Genomic DNA, 21,219 nt, shown 5'->3' on the forward strand with positions numbered 1-21,219 from the left:
AACAGAAGAGGTGGCGGATAATCGCTCTATTTCCTCTTTTGTTCAAGGGCTATTTTTCATGTTTACGAAAAATGTTTAGATCGAGAGCTGTCGCAGTGCCATCCCCCGATATGTTGTCCTCTTAGCCGCCTTTTCCCTTGGCTTTAGGCGCTGAAAAAAACGCCAGATCGGGTGAAGATAACAGTTCTGCTTGTACAACGTTGCGTGTTGTCTTCCGGCAGCCTATTGTGGCGGCAACAACAGCTTGAAAAGGTAACGCCCATGAAATTCACTCAACAGCATATCGATGAGCTTAATCTACTCCTGCAATTTGATTTAAGCAGCGCAGCGACCGGCATCAAAGTGCACCACGAAGCCACTGAAGCGATGCAAGCTGCAGTAGTACGCTTGTATAACAAAGGGTTGTGTACCCAGCCTGATGGCGGTTACCTCACCGATGAAGGCATCGAAATCGCCGAGCACGCGGATCGCGTCTTGCGTGTATTAAACGCCTAACTGTCCTTACAATGAGCGCTGTACAGCGCTCATTGCCTTTCTACCCCTCATACACCTGTGTTACGGTAACGGGTATTAGACACTCGAAAGGATTAGAGGAAAGCGCATGCAACGAGTAGCCGTGATTGGGGCTGGCTGGCTAGGTTTACCGCTCGCACAATGGCTTAAACAACAAGGTCATACCGTATACGCCACACGCACTACCGCACAAGGTGTTGCAACCACACAGCAACAAGGTATAGACAGTTTTCTCTGCCAATTAGATCGACCCGATGGATTGAGCCAAGCGTTGCGCGATAGAGAGTGCGATACCCTGATTGGCTGCTTCCCTCCCGGCTTTCGACAAGGCCACGGAGAAGATTATCCCAAGCATTGGCAAACGCTAGTGTGGCAAGCCAAACAAGCCCATATTCAAAAAATCATCATGATCAGCTCAACCTCGGTTTATCCTGATATTGCCAAACCGATGAATGAGCAAGATGCCTCATTAGCTCTCGCGCTGGATAACGCAGCATTTGATAGTAAAGCACGCGTTCTACTCAAAGCTGAGCAACACGTGGTTACCTCAGGATTGGATTACACCATTGTGCGATGCAGTGGGTTGATTGGCCCTCATCGCCACCCTGCCCGCTTTGTTAGCAAAATGCCTCACGTCAGCCGGCTTGCGCCCGCCAATATGCTGCATCTTTCCGATGCGATGAATATTGTGCATTTTGCGCTACAACAACTGCCACGCACGATTATTAATGCAACAACACCAACAACGGTCAGCAAAGCGGAATTCTATCAAGCCGCCCTCCAAGCGGTTGGGAGCTCTCTTTCTCTTCCCGCAATCACAGATAAAGCCGATAAACTTATCTTGTGTGACAAATTATTGGCAGCGGGTTATCACTTCCACTTCACTCATACATTAGAGGCTGTACAAGGTTATGAGTAAGCACTTGTATCAACACATCGAAATGCTGTGGGATTATTTGCAACTTCATCAACAACCCAAACCTGCCGATGTTATCTTGGTTTTGGGCAGCAATGATCTCCGCGTGGCAGAACATGCGGCAAAACTCTACCACCAAGGTCTTGCCCCTCGTGTGCTTTTCTCAGGTGGACTTGGTCGCTTTACGCAAGGTGTATTCGAACAAACTGAAGCCGAAACGTTTGCGGCTATCGCCAAGGAAGCAGGCGTACCAGAAGAAGCGTTATTGCTTGAAACACAATCCACCAACAGTGGTGAGAATATGCTTTTCAGCCACCAAGTGTTAACCCAGCAAGCCCACCCTGCACAACGCATTTTGTTGCTACAAAAGCCTTATATGGAGAGAAGGGCTTACGCGACGTTCCTGCAACAATGGCCTGAAAGCGTAGAAAGCGTGCAAGTCACGTCTCCTAGTGGTGGTTTTTTTGACTATTTAACCTCCGAACTCACGAGCGATTTTGTGCTCAACGCCATGTTAGGTGATTTTGAACGTATTCGTGACTATCCTGATCTTGGGTTTCAAATCAAGCAGCCGATTCCAGAGCCCGTTACGTTGGCGTATCAAACCCTATTGCCCTTTAAATTTACCCCATAAATGCGATGAGTTGGCATCGCATTTGCTTAATATCAATCTTGGAGCGACCTCCGTTTTCCGAATAGCAAGAAAGGAGTCTGATTATGGAATTGCAACGTCACCACTGTTACGACCTGATTCACATGGGTATGCGTGAACTACTTGAGGATCGTATGGGTTACTACTCCGCGCTCGACTATCAACAAACCTTGTATGGCATGACGGGGAAATCCAGTTGCTTAACCATGTCGGATGATGAATTAACCTCGACCTTACAAGCCTTAAAGAATGAAGGTTACTTAGTCGATTTTAACGCTCACCCTCTGCGCTAACCGCAAAGAACAGCCCGCTCACTCCACGGTTCACCCGAGAGGTGCATGACCAAACTCGAAGGTATTGACGCATTTTTGCTCAATACCTTGCAGTGCGCTATGATTCGTCATCTATACTGATAACTATCATTATTACTATTAATCACGTCAGCACTGATTAGGTCACCCATAAGGTTGAACAAACCATGCCGCCTATCGATACTCAACAAATCATTGTTCCACCAAGCATGTTGGATTCTTGGCAAGAGATCGTCGATCTGATTGCGGAGATCACGCAATGCCCCGCCTCGCTTATCATGCGTATTCATGAGAGTGATATCGAGGTTTTCACCAGTAGCCGAACTGCGGGTAATCCCTATAAACCCAAAGCAAAGGATTCTCTTGGTCACGGTCTCTATTGTGAAACCGTCATTAAAGAAAAACGCATGTTGGATGTACCCAACGCCCTTGCCGATCCTGACTGGGAAAACAATCCCGATATCAAATTGGGGATGATCTGTTACTGCGGATTACCTGTATTTTGGCCTGATGACACCCCATTTGGCACCATCTGTATCTTGGATAGCCAAGAGCGGCATTTTGATGATCGTGTCCATTCATTGCTGTCACGCTTTCAATCTGCGATTGAAGGGCAGCTCGAAACCTTGTATCACAAAGCCGAGTTACGAAAACTCAATCAAGAACTGGAAATGAAAGTCGCTGAACGTACCCAAACGTTAGCCGATTTAAGTACCAAATTGCTCAAAGAGATTGAACAACGCACGGTGGCGGAAGATTTCGTCGAATTCCACCGTCATTTTGATCCACTCACCAAACTGCCCAATCGAGTCACCCTCACGGAGCGTTTGCAGCCTCAACTCATCAACATTGCCGATGACCAGCAGATCACACTCATTTATTTTAGTCTGCGTAACTTTAAATCGGTGAACGACAGTTATGGCTACCAAGTCGGTGACCAAATTCTATCCGCACTCTGCCAGCGCTTGAGCCATAATCTGCCAGAAAACTGGCTATTGGCTCGAATCGTCGGCTCAGAGTTCGTTCTAACAGCGCGCCATAAACGTAGCCAAAATGAAACCAAAAAAGTGATCAATCGGGTTGTTCAAGCATGCACTATGCCTTTTAACACCAACAACTTGAATATTACTCTACAGTGCCATTTAGGCGTAACGCTCGCTCCAATGGATGCCACCGACTCACTCAGTTTCATTCAACGAGCAAGTTCAGCCATGAGTTGGGCCAAAAAAGAAGGTATACAAGTCTCCTTCTTCAATTTGGCGACACAAAAAGCCACCGAAGAACGCTTACAACTTGAATCCCATCTGCTGCACGCATTGCGTCTTGGTGAGCTTGCCGTGCATTTCCAACCCATCGTTGATTTAAAGCAGAATGGTAAAGTGATTGGAGCCGAGGCCTTATTGCGCTGGCATAACCCACAACTGGGGAATATCGCGCCCGATCGATTCATTCCTTTGGCAGAAAGTAATGGGCAAATTATTGAGATTGGCTATTTCGTTCTTCATCAAGCCCTCAGAAAAGCCGCAGAATGGTGCAAATTAACCACATCGCCGTTCAAAATTGCCATTAACATTTCGCCAATTCAATTTCGTGAGCAGCGATTTGTCGAGTACCTCAAAGACATGATGACGCTCTATCAACTCCCTCCTGGCACCATTGAGCTCGAACTGACAGAAGGCATTTTGTTACAAGATGAGCATTACGCACAAAGTGCTTTAGCCCAACTTCGCCAACAAGGCATCAGCATTTCACTGGATGACTTCGGAACAGGTTACTCCTCATTAAGTTACTTACAGAAATACTCGTTTGATACCTTAAAAATCGATCGTAGCTTCATTAATCAGTTGGAATACAACGAGCAAAACCGTGAGCTAACCCGCGCGATTATTGCGATGGCGCATAAACTCAACATGGCGGTCATTGCAGAAGGGGTAGAAAAAGATTATCAAGCCGATTTCGTGCGCACAGAGGGGTGTACATTTGCTCAAGGGTACCTGTATGGCAAAGCGATTCCGGCCGATGATTTTACCCAACTGTTGGTCTAAGCCGCGATCAACCCACGTCACAGTAACACTGCAAACGCAGTTAATTTCTAGCGAATGCAGATTGGCTATTCAGCTCTGAGGCGACTTTCGTTAGACTGTCGCCAATCATTTGACTGGACGTACCCAAAATGAAACAACTGCTCGACTTTATCCCGCTCATCATTTTTTTCGCCTTATATAAGTTCTACGATATTTACGTTGCTACGGGCGCTCTGATTGCCGCGACAGCCGTACAAGTGATCGTCACTTACGCCATCTATAAAAAAGTAGAAAAAATGCAGCTCATCACATTTGTGATGGTCGCCCTGTTTGGTGGTATGACGCTCGCACTGCATGATGACAACTTCATTAAGTGGAAAGTCACCATTGTCTACGTGGTGTTCGCACTAGGCCTCACGGTGAGTCATCTCATGGGTAAATCGGCCATCAAAAGTATGTTGGGCAAAGAGCTGACACTGCCTGAGGCGGCATGGTCTACCATCACTTGGGCGTGGGTTGGTTTTTTCAGCCTCTGCGCCGCGCTCAACCTGTACATTGCTTACCACCTCCCTCTCGATGTGTGGGTCAACTTTAAAGTCTTTGGTCTGCTTGCCGCAACGTTAGTCTTTACACTACTGACTGGCGGATACATCTATAAACACCTTCCTAAAGAACAAAAAGAGAAAAACCAGTAAATTCCACTGGTTGCAAAGGGGTGATCCCTTGACTGATTTGTGGTTATAATCCGCCCCTCATCCACAGCGACCGTATTCGGTCGCTGTTTCGTTTGCTGTGGATAACCAAATGGGTCAAATTGTGAATTCTCCGAAAGGCCAGCTTCTGCTGCGCACGCTGGCAATGCCTGCCGACACTAACGCCAATGGTGATATTTTTGGTGGCTGGATCATGTCTCAGCTCGACTTAGCCGGTGGCATCCTTGCCAAAGAGATCTCCTGTGGACGGATCGTGACCGTTTCGGTCTCAAGTATCACTTTTAAAAAACCGGTCAAAGTCGGTGATGTCGTATGCTGTTACGGCGAATGTACTAAAATTGGCCGAACTTCGATGTCAATCAATCTTGAAGTCTGGGTGAAACCGGTCAAAGAAGATGGTGTGGGTGATCGTTTCCAAGTCTGTGAAGCAACCTTTAACTACGTCGCGATTGATGCCAATGGCCGCCCAAGAGCGATAAGCCTAAGCAACGGATCACAGAAATCATCTTGATAAGCTGTGTTTCACCACTGACTTGCGTAGAGTATTGACTTTGCGTTTATAGCGAAACGTCTTGATGTGATTGGTAGGCGGTAAGTTGGCAGGGTTATAGTCAGTAGATAAGGAAGGAAATGTATGTGGTATGTCATTTTTGCGCAGGATGTTGAAAATTCTTTAGAAAAGCGCCTTAGCGTACGCCCAAAGCATCTTGAGCGTTTACAACAGCTGCAGGATGAAGGTCGTCTGCTCACCGCAGGCCCAATGCCAGCCATTGATTCAGATAATCCCGGGCAAGCGGGTTTCACTGGCTCGACTGTAATTGCCGATTTTGCATCACTGACAGAAGCACAAGCGTGGGCTAATGCTGACCCTTATGTGGCAGCCGGCGTATACGCTAATGTGATTGTTAAACCTTTCAAAAAAGTATTCTGATATGAAAAATATTGTCCTGAGCAGTTTGATCGCATCGACTCTTCTTTTCGTCGGCTGCAGCTCTGGCTCAGCAGAGAAAGAGCGCAACCTAGAGTTATTAGCAGGAAATCGAGCCAGCTTACTCTCGACTGAGCTGCCTCTAGAGTTTGGTCCGCTGAACATTTTACGTGCAACAGCGAAAGGCAGTAGCATTGAGCTAATGATGGTATACAACGCCGATGCGAAAAATGCCAAACCCACCGAGCAGGTGCTACAAAGTGCATTAAAAACCTTTTGTACCAATAAAGACATTGGAGCGAACCTCGATGTTGGGATCAGCTACCGAATCCAAATGCGCAATACTCGTGGTCAGTTGATGGTCGATCAGTTGGTCACAAAAGAAACCTGCACTAAGGGCTAAGCCCCTGAACACACAATGTGTGCGCGTAAAAATAAAGGCCTCTTGATGAGGCCTTTACTGTTTTTAATGAAAGCGAAATTACGCTTGCCATTCGCTACGCAGCGATTTCGCTGCGTTCACCATGTTGGTCAGTGCTGCTTCCACTTCTGGCCAGTTGCGGGTTTTTAGACCGCAATCTGGGTTGACCCACAAACGCTGTGCTGGGATTTTTTCTGCTGCTTTGCGCAGCAGATCTTCAATCCATGTTTGTGCAGGAATGTTCGGTGAGTGAATGTCGTACACGCCTGGGCCAATTTCGTTCGGGTAGTTAAACTCTTCAAACGCTTTGAGCAGTTCCATGTTGGAGCGCGATGTTTCAATGGTGATCACGTCGGCATCCAGTGCCGCAACCGATTCGATGATCTCGTTGAATTCGCTGTAACACATATGGGTATGAATTTGCGTTTCCGGACGCGCGCTACCCGCGGAAATCTTAAACGCTTGCACTGCCCAATCTAAATAGGTTTGATGATCGCGTTTTTTCAGTGGTAAACCTTCACGAATCGCTGGTTCATCAATTTGAATAATATTGATGCCTGCATCTTGCAGATCCGCCACTTCATCACGCAGTGCCAACGCTAATTGCTGAGCAATCTCTTGGCGACTGATGTCTTCACGTGGGAAGGTCCAGCATAGAATGGTCACAGGCCCCGTCAACATCCCTTTCATCTGCTTAGAGGTCAGAGATTGCGCGTAAGTTGACCACTCCACCGTGATCGGTTTTTCACGTTCGATATCCGCCACCACAATCGCAGGTTTTACGCAGCGTGAACCGTAACTCTGCACCCAACCAAACTGCGTGGTTTGGAAACCGGCGAGGTTTTCAGCAAAGTATTCCACCATGTCGTTACGTTCCGCTTCACCGTGCACCAGCACATCTAACCCTAGTGCTTCTTGGCGTTTAACCGCATCAGCAATATGACCTTTCAGTGCTTGCACATACTCTTGCTCGCTCAGCTTGCCTTGGCGATACGCACTACGCTCAGTACGGATCTCTCCTGTTTGTGGGAAAGAGCCGATGGTCGTGGTCGGCAAGAAAGGCAGACCCAATACTTCTGCTTGGTGATGAGCACGCTCAATATATGGCGCACTCCGCTCTGCCAATGCCGCCGTAATATTGTTGATGCGCGCTTGCACAGAAGCCTTATTCACCGTGTGAGAAGATTTGCGCGCAACAATTGGCTGGCTGTAGGTATCACACGCTAAAATTGCGGCGGCATCCCCCCCCAGAGCACGGCCGAGCAAGGCGACTTCGGTCACTTTCTGCTTGGCAAACGCAAACCAACTGCGGGTTTCTGCGCTCAGATCGCCTTCCAGATCCAGATCGACTGGGCTGTGCAGCAGTGAACAGGAACTGGCGATCCACAAACGCTCACCCAGCAAGGTTTTCACTGGCTGCAAACGAGCCAGAATGGCACTCAAATCGGCACGCCATACGTTACGGCCATTGATCACACCCGCAGAAAGCACCCAATCAGACGGCAAGCGGTTAACTATGATATCTAGCTGCGCTGGAGCCGCCGAAATATCCACATGCAAACCATCGACAGGCAGTTCGACTATCTTATCAAGCGTGTCTAACACTGAATCAAAGTAAGTGGTCAGCAGCAGTTTTACGTCACCACGAATCACTTGATAAGCCAGTTTAAATGAATCTTGCCAACGTGGTTCTAACTCTAAAGCCAGAACAGGCTCATCGATTTGTACCCACTGCACGCCTTGCTTCGCCAGCTTGCTCAGAATCGCTTGGTAAGCGGTCAAGAGACGTGGCAACAACGTTAAACGATCAAACCCTTCTTCCACTTCTTTACCTAAATACAGGTAACTGATGGGGCCAAGCAGCACAGGTTTTACATCGTGACCCGCTTGCAGCGCTTCATTAACCTCTTCAAACAGTTGTGGCCAGCTCACATTAAACGTGTCGTGAGAGCTGAACTCCGGCACGATATAGTGATAGTTGGTGTTGAACCACTTGGTCATATCCGATGCTGCGCTGCCCGCTCCGCAACCACAGGCATTCTGTGACTGACCACGACCGACGCGAAACAGCGTATCTAAATCCGGAAAACCGTGGCTATGGCGCTTAGGCACATGGCCCAGTAATAGTGTGGTGGTGAGTACGTGGTCGTACCAAGCAAAGTCACCCGCGGTCACAAAGTCTAATCCGGCTTCTTTTTGCAATGCCCAGTTTTGTTGGCGAATTTGGCTGCCGACCTGTTTCAAAGCCGCTTGGTCAATCTCACCACGCCAGTATTTTTCAAGAGCAAATTTAAGTTCGCGTTTTTCGCCAATGCGGGGATAACCAAGAATGTGTGTCGTTGTCATGTGAAAATCCTTTGTCTGTTCTTAATAGGTCGTAGAAGTTCTTAAGCCAATTCAGCACATCGAAAGATGTCTGGATGGCTAAACTATCTCGTTGTACGCCGTTGAGGACAAGGTTCATTTATTCAACTTGTTTATGAGTAATCTTCATGTTGGCACTGGCGATTATCAATTTACCTTTACTATTTATAACCAAACTGCTTGGAGTTGCAGGTAGGCGGCAAGTGAGTTCATCCCCATGAGCATAGACACACTATGTGATTGGGGTGAACGAATGTAGCCAACACCGCTGCGGCTTCAAGCAGGAAGGTTATAGCCATCTAGATGTTTACAGCTCCGAAAAATCGGCGTAACTTAGCTAAAAATTCATGTTGGCTTAGGGATAAGTGAGGAGAGTTCATGATAGAGCTGAAACATTTGAAAACGCTGATCTCGCTACGCGATACCGGTTCACTGACCGCCACCGCGACCTCGTTGCATCTCACCCAGTCTGCGCTCTCGCATCAGATTAAAGACTTGGAAGCGCGAATTGGCGGGCAGCTTTTTTTGCGTAAAACACGCCCAGTGCGTTTTACCACCGAAGGCGAAATTTTGCTGCGTTTGGCGGACGATATTTTGCCTAAGATGTCGCGCGCCGAGAATGAACTGGCGAGCCTTAAAGAAGATGTGAATGGACGCCTGCACATGGCGATTGAGTGCCATTCCTGCTTTCAATGGCTAATGCCCGCCCTGCGCGAATATCAGGTCAGCTGGCCAAATGTGGCGCTGGATTTTTCATCCGGCTTTGGGTTTGAGCCTCTACCCGCGCTGTTAGCGGGGGAATTGGATCTGGTGATCACCTCAGATATTTTGCCGCGCTCAGAAGTGCATTATGAGCCGCTGTTTGATTTTGAAATGCGCCTTATCACCGCCACCAACCACCCGTTGGCAGACAAAGCCGGTATTGAACCCCAAGATTTGATCGATCAAACCATGCTCACCTATCCGGTGCAAAAGCAAAGATTGGATGTGGTGAAGCACTTTTTGCAACCCGCAGGCGTTGAGCCCGCACGCTGGAAGCAAGCCGACAATACCTTGATGCTGGTACAAATGGTGTCGGCAGGATTAGGCGTTGCGGCGCTACCGAATTGGGCAATCAGCGAGTTTTCACGCCAAGGATTAATTACCAGTAAACCATTAGGCAAAGGCTTATGGCGTAGGCTTTTTGCCGCCACTCGCCATAGCGAAAAAGACAAACGCTACTTACAAGCCTTTTTCGCCACCGCACGCCAACAATGCAAAAGCCACCTTGATGGGATCAAGATGGCTTCGGTATAGAAACGATTAGCGTGCGTAGGCTTTAAACTGGTTGGTAAGGGGATCGTATTGATAACCCAGTACGTCTAACTTACCCACCAGATGTTCAATATCCATTTCATACGTGCTGATCAACTCATCCAGACTGTCACATTCCAAACGCAGTTTTTCATTGACGATGCCTAGCAAAATCACGCTATCGATGTTTCGTACGTTGCTCAGATCCATCACATCACTCCTGATTGAATGTCCACCTGCAGCATTTGCTGCCCCATTCCATCAAGCATAGTCGCTATTTGGGGAACGAAAAGTGATCTGTGCAACCCATCGCAGTGAGCAAAATTAAAGTGGGATCTGGTAGAGGCCGTGCAAACCGGTTGCCGATGACAGAACCAAAATCTCAGCGGCCACCAGTTGCCATTTGTTCACCGTTTTACCGGAGATCAAATGCCAGCACCAGACGACAACCCCAGCAATCAATAAACCAAAGCTCACTAGGATCGGCATCACCAGTGCTTGAAGCTGTTGCTCACTCAGCCCTGAAATATAAGGCAAGAGACATAATGCCGTCAGCATAGCAGACACAATACTTACCACAGGCAAAATGCGGTGAAAGGCTTGTAGCCGAGAGCGCGCCAGCGTCAGTAATAGATGTCCGAACATCGCGCCAAGCAGAAAAATCGACACAAAGATAGTGAGTGACGCTGGCCATGCTGGCGCTTCACTGATCAAAATCCCCACATACGCTAATGCCAAACCATTGGCTAAATACAATACCCATAACGGGCCTTCTTCACGGGTCTTTTTGGTCTGTACTTGTGAATAAAAGTAAAACAGCGCAAACACCACCATAAAGGCTTCAATTTTGATCGAAGCAATAGCGAGCCACAATACGGCCAATGCAGGCAGTACCTTATGAATACGTCCACGTTGCCCAGGGCATATTTCGCCCTTGACCAACACCAGAGTCAAAATGATTTGCGCGCCCAATAACATAGGAGCGAATACCGAAATCAGAGAATAAAGCATAGTGTGCCAAACCAGAGAGCTGTCGAAGCCGCCGATAATAGCAAACCTAAATCAAGAACCCCAAGTGGCGATACGTCAATTTCCTTCTCTTAGAAAAGAGAAATGTGACACTGACTACTCAGACCAGATCGCAAATTGATTAAAAGTTCAGCGCCTCAAGCAAAAGCGGGGCGACAAAGCATCACAATGCGTTATAGTTCAATCCTAACTATAATCAGAGGCTTATATGAAGAATAAATACTTAGTTGGCATATTATGCGTTTTGCTTGCCGGTTGTGCCGTACAGCAAATCCATCGTCCATTACAGCCTGATCAACGCTGGGTTACCCAAACACTCCCGAATGGTCTTATCTATCATCTTTACCCAGATACGGAACAAGAAGTTTCGATTCGTTTGTATGTACATGCAGGCTCCATGCAAGAGACAGCAGAGCAAGCGGGTTACGCCCATTTCGTCGAGCATATGGCTTTCAACGGAACCCGACATTATCAACACAATGATGTGATCCGCATGTTTGAGCAAAGCGGCGCACAATTCGGTGCGGATTTTAACGCTTTTACTGGCTATGATCGCACCGTTTATCAGCTCGATCTACCCAACTCGCAAAACATCGATAAAGCACTGCTGTGGTTTGCTGATATCGCCGATGGTCTGAATTTTGATGCGGATGAAGTAGAAAAAGAGAAAGGGGTAATATTGGGAGAGTTCCGCGCATCGCGAACGGAAAACCTCAATATCAATCAACAATTTTACCAACACATGATCCAAGGCACTTCCTACGCTGAGCATGATCCCCTCGGCACGCGTGAATTAGTGCAAGCCGCTACACCAGCCAGTTTAAGTGCATTTTATGAACAGTGGTATCAACCTCAGCTAACCGAGTTAGTCATCACTGGTAATTTTACCCTTGAACAAGGCCAACAATGGGTGGAGAAATATTTCTCCACTTGGGCAACCGGGAACACTACCCCTCCGGCATCGATTTATGATCATCCACAAAACCGACAAGATCTTGTGACACCAATCATTGCTGGAGAATCTCCTAGCTTGACTCTGGTTTTTCCTCAAGGTCACGTCGCCATCACTGATTTCGCTGAGCAGCAAGAATTTTGGCGTGATGATGTCACGGAACAACTCATACAAGCGCGCTTAAATGCTGCATTCAGTGATGCAGCACAAGCTACGGCGGGCATCTATTCCACTCGCTATGTGATTGAAGATCAACGCTATTCCATCATCAGTGTGGCCTTTGCCAGCGAACAGAGAGAGAAAGTACAAGGCATACTATTAGACACGCTCGCTTCACTCCGTGATTATGGTGTTACTCAAAATGAGCTCGACATTGTCTTGCGCGGTTATCGTGAAAGTTTGACCTACCTGCAAGACAATCGCGCATCAATGACACCGGTTGAGCATGCAAACCAGAGAGTCTTTGCGATTGGAGCCAACGAACCAATACAGTCTGAGCTCGATTATAAAGCCAGTTTGAATGCGTTCTTGAACGCGGCACAACGCAAGAACATCAATCAGCATATTGAGCAACAACTGCGTCAGCACAGCGTATTAGTGATTGGTGCCGCGGCCAACGAAGACGTGGCAATGCTGAACAATACGCTGCCGCAGTTACGAAAAACACTCGCATTACCTGGCATTGAACCGATCGATCCTCAAGTGGACAGCCCGTTCAAGTTGCAAACCGTCGCTGGCGAGATTGTTCAGCAGCTCGATATAAATGAAGAGCCGCCTGTCACTTACTGGCAACTTGACAACGGTATTGAGGTTTACTATTTGCGCAATCCTGAAGCAAAAGATCAGGTGTATTTAGAATATTCCAGTGCCGGTGGACAAGCCGCCTTACCATCAGATTTACTCCCTGCCGCAGAAATTGTGCCTTTTATTGCTGTACGCAGTGGCTTGGGGGAATTGAGTGGATCGCAGTTTGAGCGCTATTTGCGTCAAAAAAATATTGGGTTTTACAACTATATCGGGGCAACCAGTCACGGGATTGAAGCGACCAGCAAAACTCAGGAATTACCTGAACTGCTTGAAGCGCTGCATATGCTGATCACCACAATGAAAGTGAACCCAGAACAAATGGAGGCAGTGAAAAACGAGTTTACCCAGAACCGTAACGCCTACTTTGCCTCACCTTTTGGTTCTTTCTTCCGCGCCGTTACCGACCAAAGCTTTATTGCAGGCAGCCGTTATCGTTTACGCACGCCAGAGCAAGTTTCTCAAGTGACGGAGCAACAAGTTGAACAAGTGCATCAGATCCTGTTTGGCGAACAGCGTAATAACACCTTGGTGGTGGTGGCAAATATTGAACATTCCCAACTCACTCCTTTGTTACGCCAATACATTGCTAGCTTGCCACTGGCAAAAGGGCCCCTTCCCGTGATGACCAACCAATTGATCAAACCGGTCGCTCCACGCTTAGAATTGGCACTGAATAATGAAAACGCCACTCAATATGCGCTGCGTATTCTCTCTGAAACCCCATCTCGTGACGCCAAACTGGTGTTCATTGACGATATAGTGCAGCGGATTGCAACCCAGCGCATGCTGGCCGAAGTACGCGAGCACAAAAGTTTAGACTACACACCTCAAGTGGTGTCTTATTCCGTGGATGGTGAACCACTCAATGATTGGATTTTCTCTGCGTTAGTTGATCCGAAAAATCAGCAGCAAGTCGCGGATGTGATGCACGATGTGGTACAAGAGCTTGTGAAAGGAGCCTCTCAGCAAGAGTTGGAGGTGGTGACACAGAAGTTTCTGATCGACATGAAACCGCTTTACAAAAGCCCAGCACAGCAAGCCTTTTTCATGCAACGCTACGCGATTCATCAATACGGGATTGAAGCGACTTACAAGATTGAGGCGGTAACACAATCCATCACACTGGATGACGTTAACCAACGCATTAAACAGCTATTCGGCCAACAAGCGACTCAACAAGAAGTGATTTTTAAACCTAAAGCACAGTAACTACATTAGGCGACTGACTTATTCAATAAAGCCCGTTTTTCGGGCTTTATTGCTAATGTAAACTCGCTAAATAGTCTAACAGGCGGTGTGCCGTAATAATCCCTTTGTAGGCTTTACCAGACACGAGCACCCAAGGAGAGCTAGGATATCGGCGCACTAAAAACGGAATTTGTGCCACATCATACTCCGCCGACAACGTAGTAAATTGTGTTTGCATAAATTGGTTCACCGGCTTGCGCCACATGGCGGCCTCGCGCGCGGTTTCCAACTCCGTACCCATCGTGGGGGTCAGGTGTAAATTCAATGATGCCCTATCGACTAAGCCAACACACTCGCCAGCGGTCACTACCGGCAGCACATCGGATTGAGTTGCCTTAAAATACTCTACCGCAAGCGAAAGAGGATCACCGGGGTCGAGTCGATATTGAGTGAACATCGCCAAACTTTGCAATGATGTCGGTTCTTGGTGCTGTTTTTCTTCTTCACGAGTTGCCAGCTTAAAGTGTTTGCGGTACTCCATCGCATGAATGAGGTTATGCAGTGGCAACGGCTCGGTAAAGAAAAATCCTTGCAGTAAATCCACCCCTAGTGATTTGAGAACATGCACCTCATATTCGGTTTCAACGCCTTCCGCCACCACCTTTACCCCAAGCGTATGCGCTAAGTCAGTCATCATTTTGACTATCGCATAACGGCGTGAACCAATTTCAATCCCTGACACAAATTCACGATCTATCTTTAAGAAATCAAACTGACATTCCGTCAAGTAAGTGAACGATGAAAAACCCTTTCCAAAATCATCAATCGCAATGGTCACCCCCATTGCCCTTAAGTTTTCGATGACTTGGTTGCCATGGGTATGAAAGTCAAAATAAGCACTTTCCGTTAATTCAACAGTAATACTTTTTGCGTGGCAGGGTTGGGTCGCAATGAGGTTAGCGGCATTGCGCAGTATTTGTTCCGGCCCCAAATGGCTGTTCAGTGAGCGGTTAACGGTGATCCCAACATGATGACCAAATAAAGTTTGAATTTTCGGTAGATCATTTAATGCCTTACGACCGACTAAGCAATCCAGTTGGTCGATCAGGTTCAAGTCTTCCGCTATCGAGATCAACTCTTGGGTTGAGGCATGCAAAATCTCTGGAGCCTGAAAGCGGCAGAGCGCCTCAAACTTCACAATTGACCATGTTTGGCTATCAATAATCGGCTGGTAGAAAACATCAACATCTTCGTTTTCTATCCATTTTTGAACCCACTTTTCCAACGATTTCCGCCGCTCGATTTGTTGATGGATCGCGCGGTCATAAAAATTAATATGCCGGCTCTCCCCTGCGTGATGCTCTAACATGGCTTGCACGGCATGAGAAATTAAGCGCTCCACTTTATCCGTATCCATCCCCAAAACGGATACTCCAAGCCGCCCTTTGGTCATGGCTTGATGCACAACCTGACCACCACGCTGATACAACTCAGCAAAAAACTGCCGCAAGGTGCGATGCAAACCATTTAACGCCGGATGACCGCCCTCGTTCTGCGATTCTAAAAGACACAGAAAAATCCCTTCGCCATGATAGCCACATAGCTGAACCTGCTCATTTTTCGCCAAACTACCCGCTAGCCGACGGATTTCCGCATAATATTTGTCGCTACTGAATTGGGGTTGTATGGCTAACACGAAAGTGGTGGCGGTTGCCGAAGGCAGAGCACGCTGTTTTAACAACTCGACAAACTTAGTTAAGGTAGGCAATTGAGTCAAAAGCTCAATATCACCGGCTTGTTTATCAATCACTCGATCCAGATGCTGCGCAAGATCGGTGGTAAAGCCGATATAAAATGTTTGATCTTTCTGTGGACTCAAGCGTTTAACCAGAAGATCTTGTGGCCATACTTCACCCGAAGCGCGCTGAGATAAAATCGTACCGTTCCACCAACCTTGCTCACGCAGTTGATGCCACATATCGAGATAAAAATGTTGCGAATGCTTACCTGAATTAAACACGCTGGTTTTTAAACCCAATAAGTCACTTTGTTGGTAGCCCGTCTGCTCTTCAAAATAGCGGTTACAAGCCAATATTCGGGTTTGCTCATCCGTAATCACCACACCGTGGTGGCAATTATCAAACAAAGCATCAAATGCGAAAGCGGATTCCATACCAGAATGGAAAATCAGCAGTGGGGTAATGCTGCCACTGATGATCTGACTACTGACTTCTTCAACCGTGAATGCCACCAACGCCACCAGTTTTTCGCCACTCACCAACAGGCTGTTTACGCTCTGGGGCTCAGTATTCGCATCCGCCAAGAAACAAGCAGCGTGCTCACGCTGAGTGAGTGGTAAATACTCAAGAAAATCCGCTGGCTTATCGATAGGGTGATTATCCCCCACCAATGATTGCCACATCACCACATCATAATCCATGCGTTGACTGGCCACCTGATAGCACCAATCCACTGGAATATAACGAGGTTGTGAACCGGAAATCTGTGTTTGTGCGGTTAATAAGTTCACATTCATCCTGTATCCCTAACTGATGACGTAAGTTTATCCTATGCTCACCTTAAAGCAGCCTTCACTGACATACCATGAACTCTAACGCATAATACGGCCTGCACTCTAACTAAAGTATTAGTTGTCTGGCGCTAAGCTGCCAGTTTTCTCTTGCTTAATGAGCAGGTTTCGTGAGAGCTCGTACCTGTTGCTGAAATAAACCCCCAACAATTTCGGGGCGATGTTACGGTAGATACTGGCCTTGCAAGCCGCTATAATGCCGCCCTCTTAATCTTGAGGCCAAAATATGCACAGCGAAGTAACCCCTATCCACCACTACAAAAAATACTGGGCCGAGTGTTTCGGCACAGCACCATTTTTACCGACCAGTCGTGAAGAAATGGATCAATTAGGCTGGGATAGCTGTGACGTTATTATTGTGACCGGTGACGCTTATGTTGATCACCCAAGCTTTGGTATGGCGATCATCGGCCGTCTATTAGAAGCCCAAGGCTTCCGTGTCGGCATCATTGCGCAACCGGAATGGCAAACCAAAGATGCCTTCATGGCGCTTGGCAAACCCAACCTGTTTTTCGGTGTGACCGCCGGTAACATGGACTCAATGATCAACCGCTACACGGCGGATAAAAAAATTCGTCACGACGATGCGTACACCCCAAATAACAAAGGCGGTATGCGTCCGGATCGTTGTTCATTGGTTTACTCACAACGTTGTCGTGAAGCCTATAAAGATGTGCCGATTGTGCTTGGCGGTATTGAAGCCAGCCTACGTCGTGTCGCACATTACGATTACTGGTCAGACAAAGTTCGCCGCTCAATTCTGCTGGATGCCAAAGCCGATATTTTGCTATTCGGTAACGCAGAGCGTGCGCTGGTTGAAGTGGCTCACCGCTTAGCCAATGGCGAATCGATCAATAAGATGATTGATGTACGTGGTACGGCAGTAAATCTGGCGCAGGTTCCTGAGCACTTTAAAGTGATCGATTCAACCCGAATTGATCAGCCAAACAAACCCTTTGTGCCCAGCAATCCGTATGAAGTGGAAACCCAGTGCGCGACCAAAGGTGATGAAAAAGAAGAAGCCAAACCCATCACCATTCGTCCATCACGTCACGATGCGAAAACCACTGCGGTGCGTCTGCCCTCGTTTGAAAAGTTGGTGAATGACCGTATTTTGTATGCGCACGCCAGCCGCGTATTGCACTTAGAAACCAACCCTTATTCGGGTCGTGCGCTGGTTCAGCGTCATGGCGACCGTGAACTGTGGGTTAACCAAGCACCGATTCCACTCACCACAGAAGAGATGGATTTCGTGTTTGGCCTGTACTACGCCCGTATCCCGCACCCTAAATATGGCGATGCGAAAATTCCGGCGTACGACATGATCAAAACCTCGGTCAACATCATGCGCGGCTGCTTTGGTGGCTGTTCATTCTGCTCTATCACCGAGCACGAAGGACGCATCATCCAGAACCGTTCGCAAGAGTCGATCATCAATGAACTGAAAGAAATCCGTGACAAAGTGCCGGGCTTCACCGGTGTGATTTCCGATTTGGGTGGCCCAACCGCGAACATGTACCGCCTCGGCTGTTCAGATCCAAAAGCAGAAGCGAACTGTCGTCGGCCAAGCTGTGTGTTCCCGGGCATCTGTCATAAGCTGAATACCGACCATAAACACACCATCGATCTGTATCGTGCAGCACGTGATGTGGATGGCATTAAGAAAGTGGTCATCGCTTCTGGCGTACGTTACGACTTGGCGATTGAATCGCCTGAGTACGTGCGTGAACTGGTGACTCACCACGTCGGCGGCTATTTGAAGATTGCTCCTGAGCATACGGAAAAAGGCCCACTGAGCATGATGATGAAACCGGGTATGGGTACGTATGATCGCTTTAAAGAGCTGTTTGAAAAATACAGCGCTGAAGCGGGCAAAAAACAGTATCTGATCCCTTACTTCATCGCTGCTCACCCAGGGACTGAAGATGAAGACATGGTCAACCTCGCACTGTGGCTGAAATCCAACAACTACCGTTGTGACCAAGTACAGAACTTCTACCCATCGCCAATGTGTAACGCAACCGCGATGTATCACGCAGAAGTGAACCCACTGAAACGCGTGAAATACAAGAAACCGGAGAAGGTGCCAGTGGCGAAAGGTGAAGCGCAACGTCGCTTGCATAAAGCTCTGCTGCGCTACCATGATCCTGCCAACTGGCCAATGATTCGCGAAGCGCTGATTGCGATGGGTAAACGTCATCTGATTGGTGACCGCCCTGAGTGTCTGATCCCAGAAAAAGATTCAGACCTAGTTACCCCAGCACAAAGCCGCAAATCAGGTCGTCATGGCGCGAATCGTTTTGCGACCAAGCATACGCATAGCCAACCGGGCTTTGATGCGCTGCGTGGTAACAAATCTGGCGGGCAAGGTCGTCCGAACAGCGGCAATAAATCGAATCAGGGCAAACCAACCGGTGGTAAACCGACAGGCAGTAAGCCTGCGGGCAACCAATCTGCTCGTGGTGAGCAAAACCGAGGCCAACAAGGTCAACGCGGTTCAGCGACAGGCGGTAAACCACAAGGCTCTGGGCGTCCTGCCAGCCGTGGTAATACTCAACGTCAGCCGCAACGCGCACGTTAAGTATTACCTCTTTCAGCCTCCCATTTGGGAGGCTGAATGTTTCTCCTCAGAGCATAGGTACCACCGAAAGCAGTAACAATCCTCCCATCGCCCCATTAAACCAACGCACATAATTGGGATGATTCATCCAGTAGCTCAGTTGCTTTCCTGCGGCAGTCCACACACTGACTGAAGGTAAATTCACTAACGCAAACACCAACGCAATCAAACCGAGCTGTAGCCAACTCGCATTCGGGTTAAATACACTCACCGCCGTCAGCGCCATTGACCAACCTTTCGGGTTCACCCACTGAAACAACGCCGCCGCCACAAAAGACATTGGCTGATACTCTTGCCCGTCTTTGGATGGTCGACTCAGAGCAATTTTGACCGCCAGATACACTAAGTACAAAGTGCAGAGAATTTGTAACCCTTGTTGAAGGATCGGATAACGCTGAAACAGTTCCGTCAAGCCAACACCGACCAGAAGCACCATGATGCTAAAACCAAGCGTAATCCCCAACATGTGCGGGATAGTGCGCAGAAAACCGACATTGGCTCCTGAGGTCATTAGCATGATGTTGTTAGGACCCGGCGAAAAAGTAGACACAAAAGCAAACGCCAACAGCGGCCCGAATAAGGTGTAATCCATAACAATGTTCTCGATTAATGTCAGATGCAAAAATATTAATCGCTACCTGGCGCAATTTTGTGTTTATATGAGCGAACAAAACACTGAGTGCACAACAAAAGAGAACAATGGATAGGTTTGACGAAAGAATATTGCACGAGCTGCAACTTGATGGCCGAGTCTCGAATGTAGAATTGGCCGAGCGCGTGGGGTTATCGCCCTCTGCTACCCTGCGTCGCGTACAAGATTTAGAGCGCAAGAAAATCATCAAAGGCTATCGCGCGGTATTGGATAAGACGCAGCTTGAGGTTGGTTTTATCGCGTATGTAGCGATTGGCTTAAACAGCCATACCAAGCAATCACAGCTCAGTTTTGAGCAGCATGTCCGCTTTGCTAAAGAAGTCGTGGAATGCCACAACATCACCGGCATGAACGAATATTTGCTGCGTGTGGAAACCAAAGATCTGGTGGCTTACAAACGCTTCCATGCCGATGTGCTTGGCGAATGTGCGGTAGTCAAATCCATTACCACCATGGTGGTGATGGATTCGCCCAAAGATGAGCGGCAGTAACCGGGCTGATCACGCACAAATCCGCTCTCATCCCTGTTTAAGGAAGCAATTGATACTCTTGCTCAGAGACACTCTCTAGCCATTCGTTACTCGCCCCTTGCGCAGGGATCGCCACCGCAATGTGTGAAAACCAGCTATCTCGCGCTGCACCATGCCAGTGCTTTGTGCCTGGGGCGATATAAACGGTATCTCCAGGGTGCAATTCCTGCGCGGGGCAGCCCTCCTCTTGGTACCAACCTCGCCCAGCCGTCACCAGCAACACTTGCCCGCCTTGATGATGAATGTGCCAAAAATTGCGACATCCCGGCTCGAAGGTTACATTAAAAATCGGCAAATCAGTCTGGTTTAGCAACGATAAGTAACTGATGCCCGTAAAGTAATTGGCGTAGGCTTGGTTTATCTCACCCAATGGAAAAGGGCTCACGGAATACAACTCTTGTTGTGAAGACAACACTTCGGATCGACGATCGGCAGGATGATGACTCATGATGAAAATACCTCTGAGATGAAATTAAGATTTGGTCAAATCACCTCCATAAGCTATGCCTTCAACCGCTCACTGCGCTAACCTATTTCTCGCGAATGATTGCCTAAAAATCCAAAATGGAATTTACCGTCTCCTACCAATCTCACTGAAAAAGACACAAAATAAGCAAATACTCATTAATAAACAGCAAGATGCAAACAAGAAACACAAAACACCTACTCATTTTGTGTCATCTGCTGCTTATCTAATCCTCTTCACATTCATACGA

Annotated in this window: 19 protein-coding genes; 13 read left to right on the forward strand and 6 right to left on the reverse strand. The window is 47.8% G+C overall.

All coding sequences use genetic code 11. The features are described from left to right. Window positions 1-261 precede the first annotated feature (261 nt). The 9 genes from MKA69_RS12025 (at window position 262) to MKA69_RS12065 (ending at window position 6,460) form a co-directional block, all read left to right on the forward strand. The gene (locus MKA69_RS12025) at window positions 262-495 is read left to right on the forward strand and encodes a TIGR02647 family protein (RefSeq protein ID WP_095456889.1); all 234 of its coding nucleotides are present in this window, start codon (window positions 262-264) and stop codon (window positions 493-495) included. A 106-nt stretch (window positions 496-601) separates the two neighbouring features. Further along, window positions 602-1,432: an NAD(P)H-binding protein gene (locus MKA69_RS12030; protein ID WP_305848123.1), complete on the forward strand. Its 831-nt coding sequence runs from the start codon at window positions 602-604 to the stop codon at window positions 1,430-1,432. Then, complete coding sequence (locus tag MKA69_RS12035) at window positions 1,425-2,063, forward strand: YdcF family protein (protein ID WP_305848124.1); 639 nt, start codon at window positions 1,425-1,427, stop codon at window positions 2,061-2,063. The genes MKA69_RS12030 and MKA69_RS12035 overlap by 8 nt, the downstream gene beginning before the upstream one ends. Before the next feature lie 83 nt (window positions 2,064-2,146). Beyond that, window positions 2,147-2,374, forward strand: coding sequence for a hypothetical protein (locus MKA69_RS12040; protein WP_000422993.1), 228 nt, complete (start codon window positions 2,147-2,149; stop codon window positions 2,372-2,374). Window positions 2,375-2,559: 185 nt separating this feature from the next. Next, a complete protein-coding gene (locus MKA69_RS12045) occupies window positions 2,560-4,437 on the forward strand; it encodes an EAL domain-containing protein (protein ID WP_305848125.1) in 1,878 nt (625 codons plus the stop codon). A 128-nt stretch (window positions 4,438-4,565) separates the two neighbouring features. Then, window positions 4,566-5,111, forward strand: coding sequence for a septation protein A (locus MKA69_RS12050; protein ID WP_000811593.1), 546 nt, complete (start codon window positions 4,566-4,568; stop codon window positions 5,109-5,111). 109 nt (window positions 5,112-5,220) lie between these two features. Next, window positions 5,221-5,640 carry an acyl-CoA thioester hydrolase YciA gene (gene yciA / locus MKA69_RS12055; RefSeq protein WP_055027698.1) on the forward strand — a complete coding sequence of 140 codons (420 nt, stop codon included), beginning with the start codon at window positions 5,221-5,223 and terminating at the stop codon, window positions 5,638-5,640. Between the two features lie 123 nt (window positions 5,641-5,763). Next, a complete protein-coding gene (locus MKA69_RS12060; protein ID WP_000270408.1) occupies window positions 5,764-6,060 on the forward strand; it encodes a YciI family protein in 297 nt (98 codons plus the stop codon). A 1-nt stretch (window position 6,061) separates the two neighbouring features. Beyond that, on the forward strand, window positions 6,062-6,460 hold the full coding sequence (locus tag MKA69_RS12065) for a GspS/AspS pilotin family protein (RefSeq protein WP_055027700.1): 399 nt from the start codon (window positions 6,062-6,064) through the stop codon (window positions 6,458-6,460). A 78-nt stretch (window positions 6,461-6,538) separates the two neighbouring features. Here MKA69_RS12065 and metE read toward each other — a convergent pair whose 3' ends face one another. Beyond that, entirely contained in the window at window positions 6,539-8,824 is a 2,286-nt protein-coding gene (metE, locus tag MKA69_RS12070) for a 5-methyltetrahydropteroyltriglutamate--homocysteine S-methyltransferase (RefSeq protein ID WP_305848126.1), read from the reverse strand. 396 nt (window positions 8,825-9,220) lie between these two features. On the opposite strand from metE, the gene metR reads away from it, so the two are divergent. After that, complete coding sequence (metR, locus tag MKA69_RS12075; RefSeq protein ID WP_305848127.1) at window positions 9,221-10,138, forward strand: HTH-type transcriptional regulator MetR; 918 nt, start codon at window positions 9,221-9,223, stop codon at window positions 10,136-10,138. 6 nt (window positions 10,139-10,144) lie between these two features. On the opposite strand, the gene MKA69_RS12080 is transcribed toward metR, so the two are convergent. Beyond that, window positions 10,145-10,345 carry a DUF4250 domain-containing protein gene (locus MKA69_RS12080; protein ID WP_000366103.1) on the reverse strand — a complete coding sequence of 67 codons (201 nt, stop codon included), beginning with the start codon at window positions 10,343-10,345 and terminating at the stop codon, window positions 10,145-10,147. Between the two features lie 114 nt (window positions 10,346-10,459). Then, window positions 10,460-11,146: a hypothetical protein gene (locus MKA69_RS12085; RefSeq protein ID WP_305848128.1), complete on the reverse strand. Its 687-nt coding sequence runs from the start codon at window positions 11,144-11,146 to the stop codon at window positions 10,460-10,462. Window positions 11,147-11,372: 226 nt separating this feature from the next. Here MKA69_RS12085 and MKA69_RS12090 point away from each other — a divergent pair, with 226 nt between their 5' ends. Next, window positions 11,373-14,132, forward strand: a complete 2,760-nt coding sequence (locus MKA69_RS12090; RefSeq protein ID WP_305848129.1) for a pitrilysin family protein — start codon at window positions 11,373-11,375, stop codon at window positions 14,130-14,132. A gap of 52 nt (window positions 14,133-14,184) precedes the next feature. Here MKA69_RS12090 and MKA69_RS12095 read toward each other — a convergent pair whose 3' ends face one another. Beyond that, window positions 14,185-16,647, reverse strand: a complete 2,463-nt coding sequence (locus tag MKA69_RS12095; protein WP_305848130.1) for an EAL domain-containing protein — start codon at window positions 16,645-16,647, stop codon at window positions 14,185-14,187. Between the two features lie 280 nt (window positions 16,648-16,927). On the opposite strand from MKA69_RS12095, the gene MKA69_RS12100 reads away from it, so the two are divergent. Continuing rightward, the gene (locus tag MKA69_RS12100) at window positions 16,928-19,282 is read left to right on the forward strand and encodes a YgiQ family radical SAM protein (protein WP_305848131.1); all 2,355 of its coding nucleotides are present in this window, start codon (window positions 16,928-16,930) and stop codon (window positions 19,280-19,282) included. Window positions 19,283-19,328: 46 nt separating this feature from the next. Here the strand turns inward: MKA69_RS12100 and MKA69_RS12105 are convergent, their stop codons facing one another. After that, window positions 19,329-19,913, reverse strand: coding sequence for a LysE family translocator (locus tag MKA69_RS12105; RefSeq protein WP_305848132.1), 585 nt, complete (start codon window positions 19,911-19,913; stop codon window positions 19,329-19,331). Window positions 19,914-20,020: 107 nt separating this feature from the next. On the opposite strand from MKA69_RS12105, the gene MKA69_RS12110 reads away from it, so the two are divergent. Continuing rightward, on the forward strand, window positions 20,021-20,464 hold the full coding sequence (locus tag MKA69_RS12110) for an Lrp/AsnC family transcriptional regulator (protein WP_000373558.1): 444 nt from the start codon (window positions 20,021-20,023) through the stop codon (window positions 20,462-20,464). 37 nt (window positions 20,465-20,501) lie between these two features. Here MKA69_RS12110 and MKA69_RS12115 read toward each other — a convergent pair whose 3' ends face one another. Further along, entirely contained in the window at window positions 20,502-20,951 is a 450-nt protein-coding gene (locus MKA69_RS12115) for a cupin domain-containing protein (protein WP_095458093.1), read from the reverse strand. Window positions 20,952-21,219: the final 268 nt, after the last annotated feature.

Origin of the sequence: Vibrio sp. AH4 (assembly GCF_030710545.1) — a bacterium.
GTDB lineage: Bacteria > Pseudomonadota > Gammaproteobacteria > Enterobacterales > Vibrionaceae > Vibrio > Vibrio metoecus.

Bases quoted from the DNA above. Each gene is read 5' to 3' on its own strand.
- MKA69_RS12090 (WP_305848129.1), top strand. From the start codon at position 11,373: ATGAAGAATAAATACTTAGTTGGCATATTATGCGTTTTGCTTGCCGGT.
- metE (WP_305848126.1), bottom strand. From the start codon at position 8,824: ATGACAACGACACACATTCTTGGTTATCCCCGCATTGGCGAAAAACGC.
- MKA69_RS12100 (WP_305848131.1), top strand. From the start codon at position 16,928: ATGCACAGCGAAGTAACCCCTATCCACCACTACAAAAAATACTGGGCC.
- MKA69_RS12030 (WP_305848123.1), top strand. From the start codon at position 602: ATGCAACGAGTAGCCGTGATTGGGGCTGGCTGGCTAGGTTTACCGCTC.
- MKA69_RS12080 (WP_000366103.1), bottom strand. From the start codon at position 10,345: ATGGATCTGAGCAACGTACGAAACATCGATAGCGTGATTTTGCTAGGC.
- MKA69_RS12060 (WP_000270408.1), top strand. From the start codon at position 5,764: ATGTGGTATGTCATTTTTGCGCAGGATGTTGAAAATTCTTTAGAAAAG.
- MKA69_RS12085 (WP_305848128.1), bottom strand. From the start codon at position 11,146: ATGCTTTATTCTCTGATTTCGGTATTCGCTCCTATGTTATTGGGCGCG.
- MKA69_RS12095 (WP_305848130.1), bottom strand. From the start codon at position 16,647: ATGAATGTGAACTTATTAACCGCACAAACACAGATTTCCGGTTCACAA.
- MKA69_RS12040 (WP_000422993.1), top strand. From the start codon at position 2,147: ATGGAATTGCAACGTCACCACTGTTACGACCTGATTCACATGGGTATG.
- MKA69_RS12105 (WP_305848132.1), bottom strand. From the start codon at position 19,913: ATGGATTACACCTTATTCGGGCCGCTGTTGGCGTTTGCTTTTGTGTCT.
- MKA69_RS12110 (WP_000373558.1), top strand. From the start codon at position 20,021: ATGGATAGGTTTGACGAAAGAATATTGCACGAGCTGCAACTTGATGGC.
- metR (WP_305848127.1), top strand. From the start codon at position 9,221: ATGATAGAGCTGAAACATTTGAAAACGCTGATCTCGCTACGCGATACC.
- MKA69_RS12025 (WP_095456889.1), top strand. From the start codon at position 262: ATGAAATTCACTCAACAGCATATCGATGAGCTTAATCTACTCCTGCAA.
- yciA (WP_055027698.1), top strand. From the start codon at position 5,221: ATGGGTCAAATTGTGAATTCTCCGAAAGGCCAGCTTCTGCTGCGCACG.
- MKA69_RS12050 (WP_000811593.1), top strand. From the start codon at position 4,566: ATGAAACAACTGCTCGACTTTATCCCGCTCATCATTTTTTTCGCCTTA.
- MKA69_RS12115 (WP_095458093.1), bottom strand. From the start codon at position 20,951: ATGAGTCATCATCCTGCCGATCGTCGATCCGAAGTGTTGTCTTCACAA.
- MKA69_RS12065 (WP_055027700.1), top strand. From the start codon at position 6,062: ATGAAAAATATTGTCCTGAGCAGTTTGATCGCATCGACTCTTCTTTTC.
- MKA69_RS12045 (WP_305848125.1), top strand. From the start codon at position 2,560: ATGCCGCCTATCGATACTCAACAAATCATTGTTCCACCAAGCATGTTG.
- MKA69_RS12035 (WP_305848124.1), top strand. From the start codon at position 1,425: ATGAGTAAGCACTTGTATCAACACATCGAAATGCTGTGGGATTATTTG.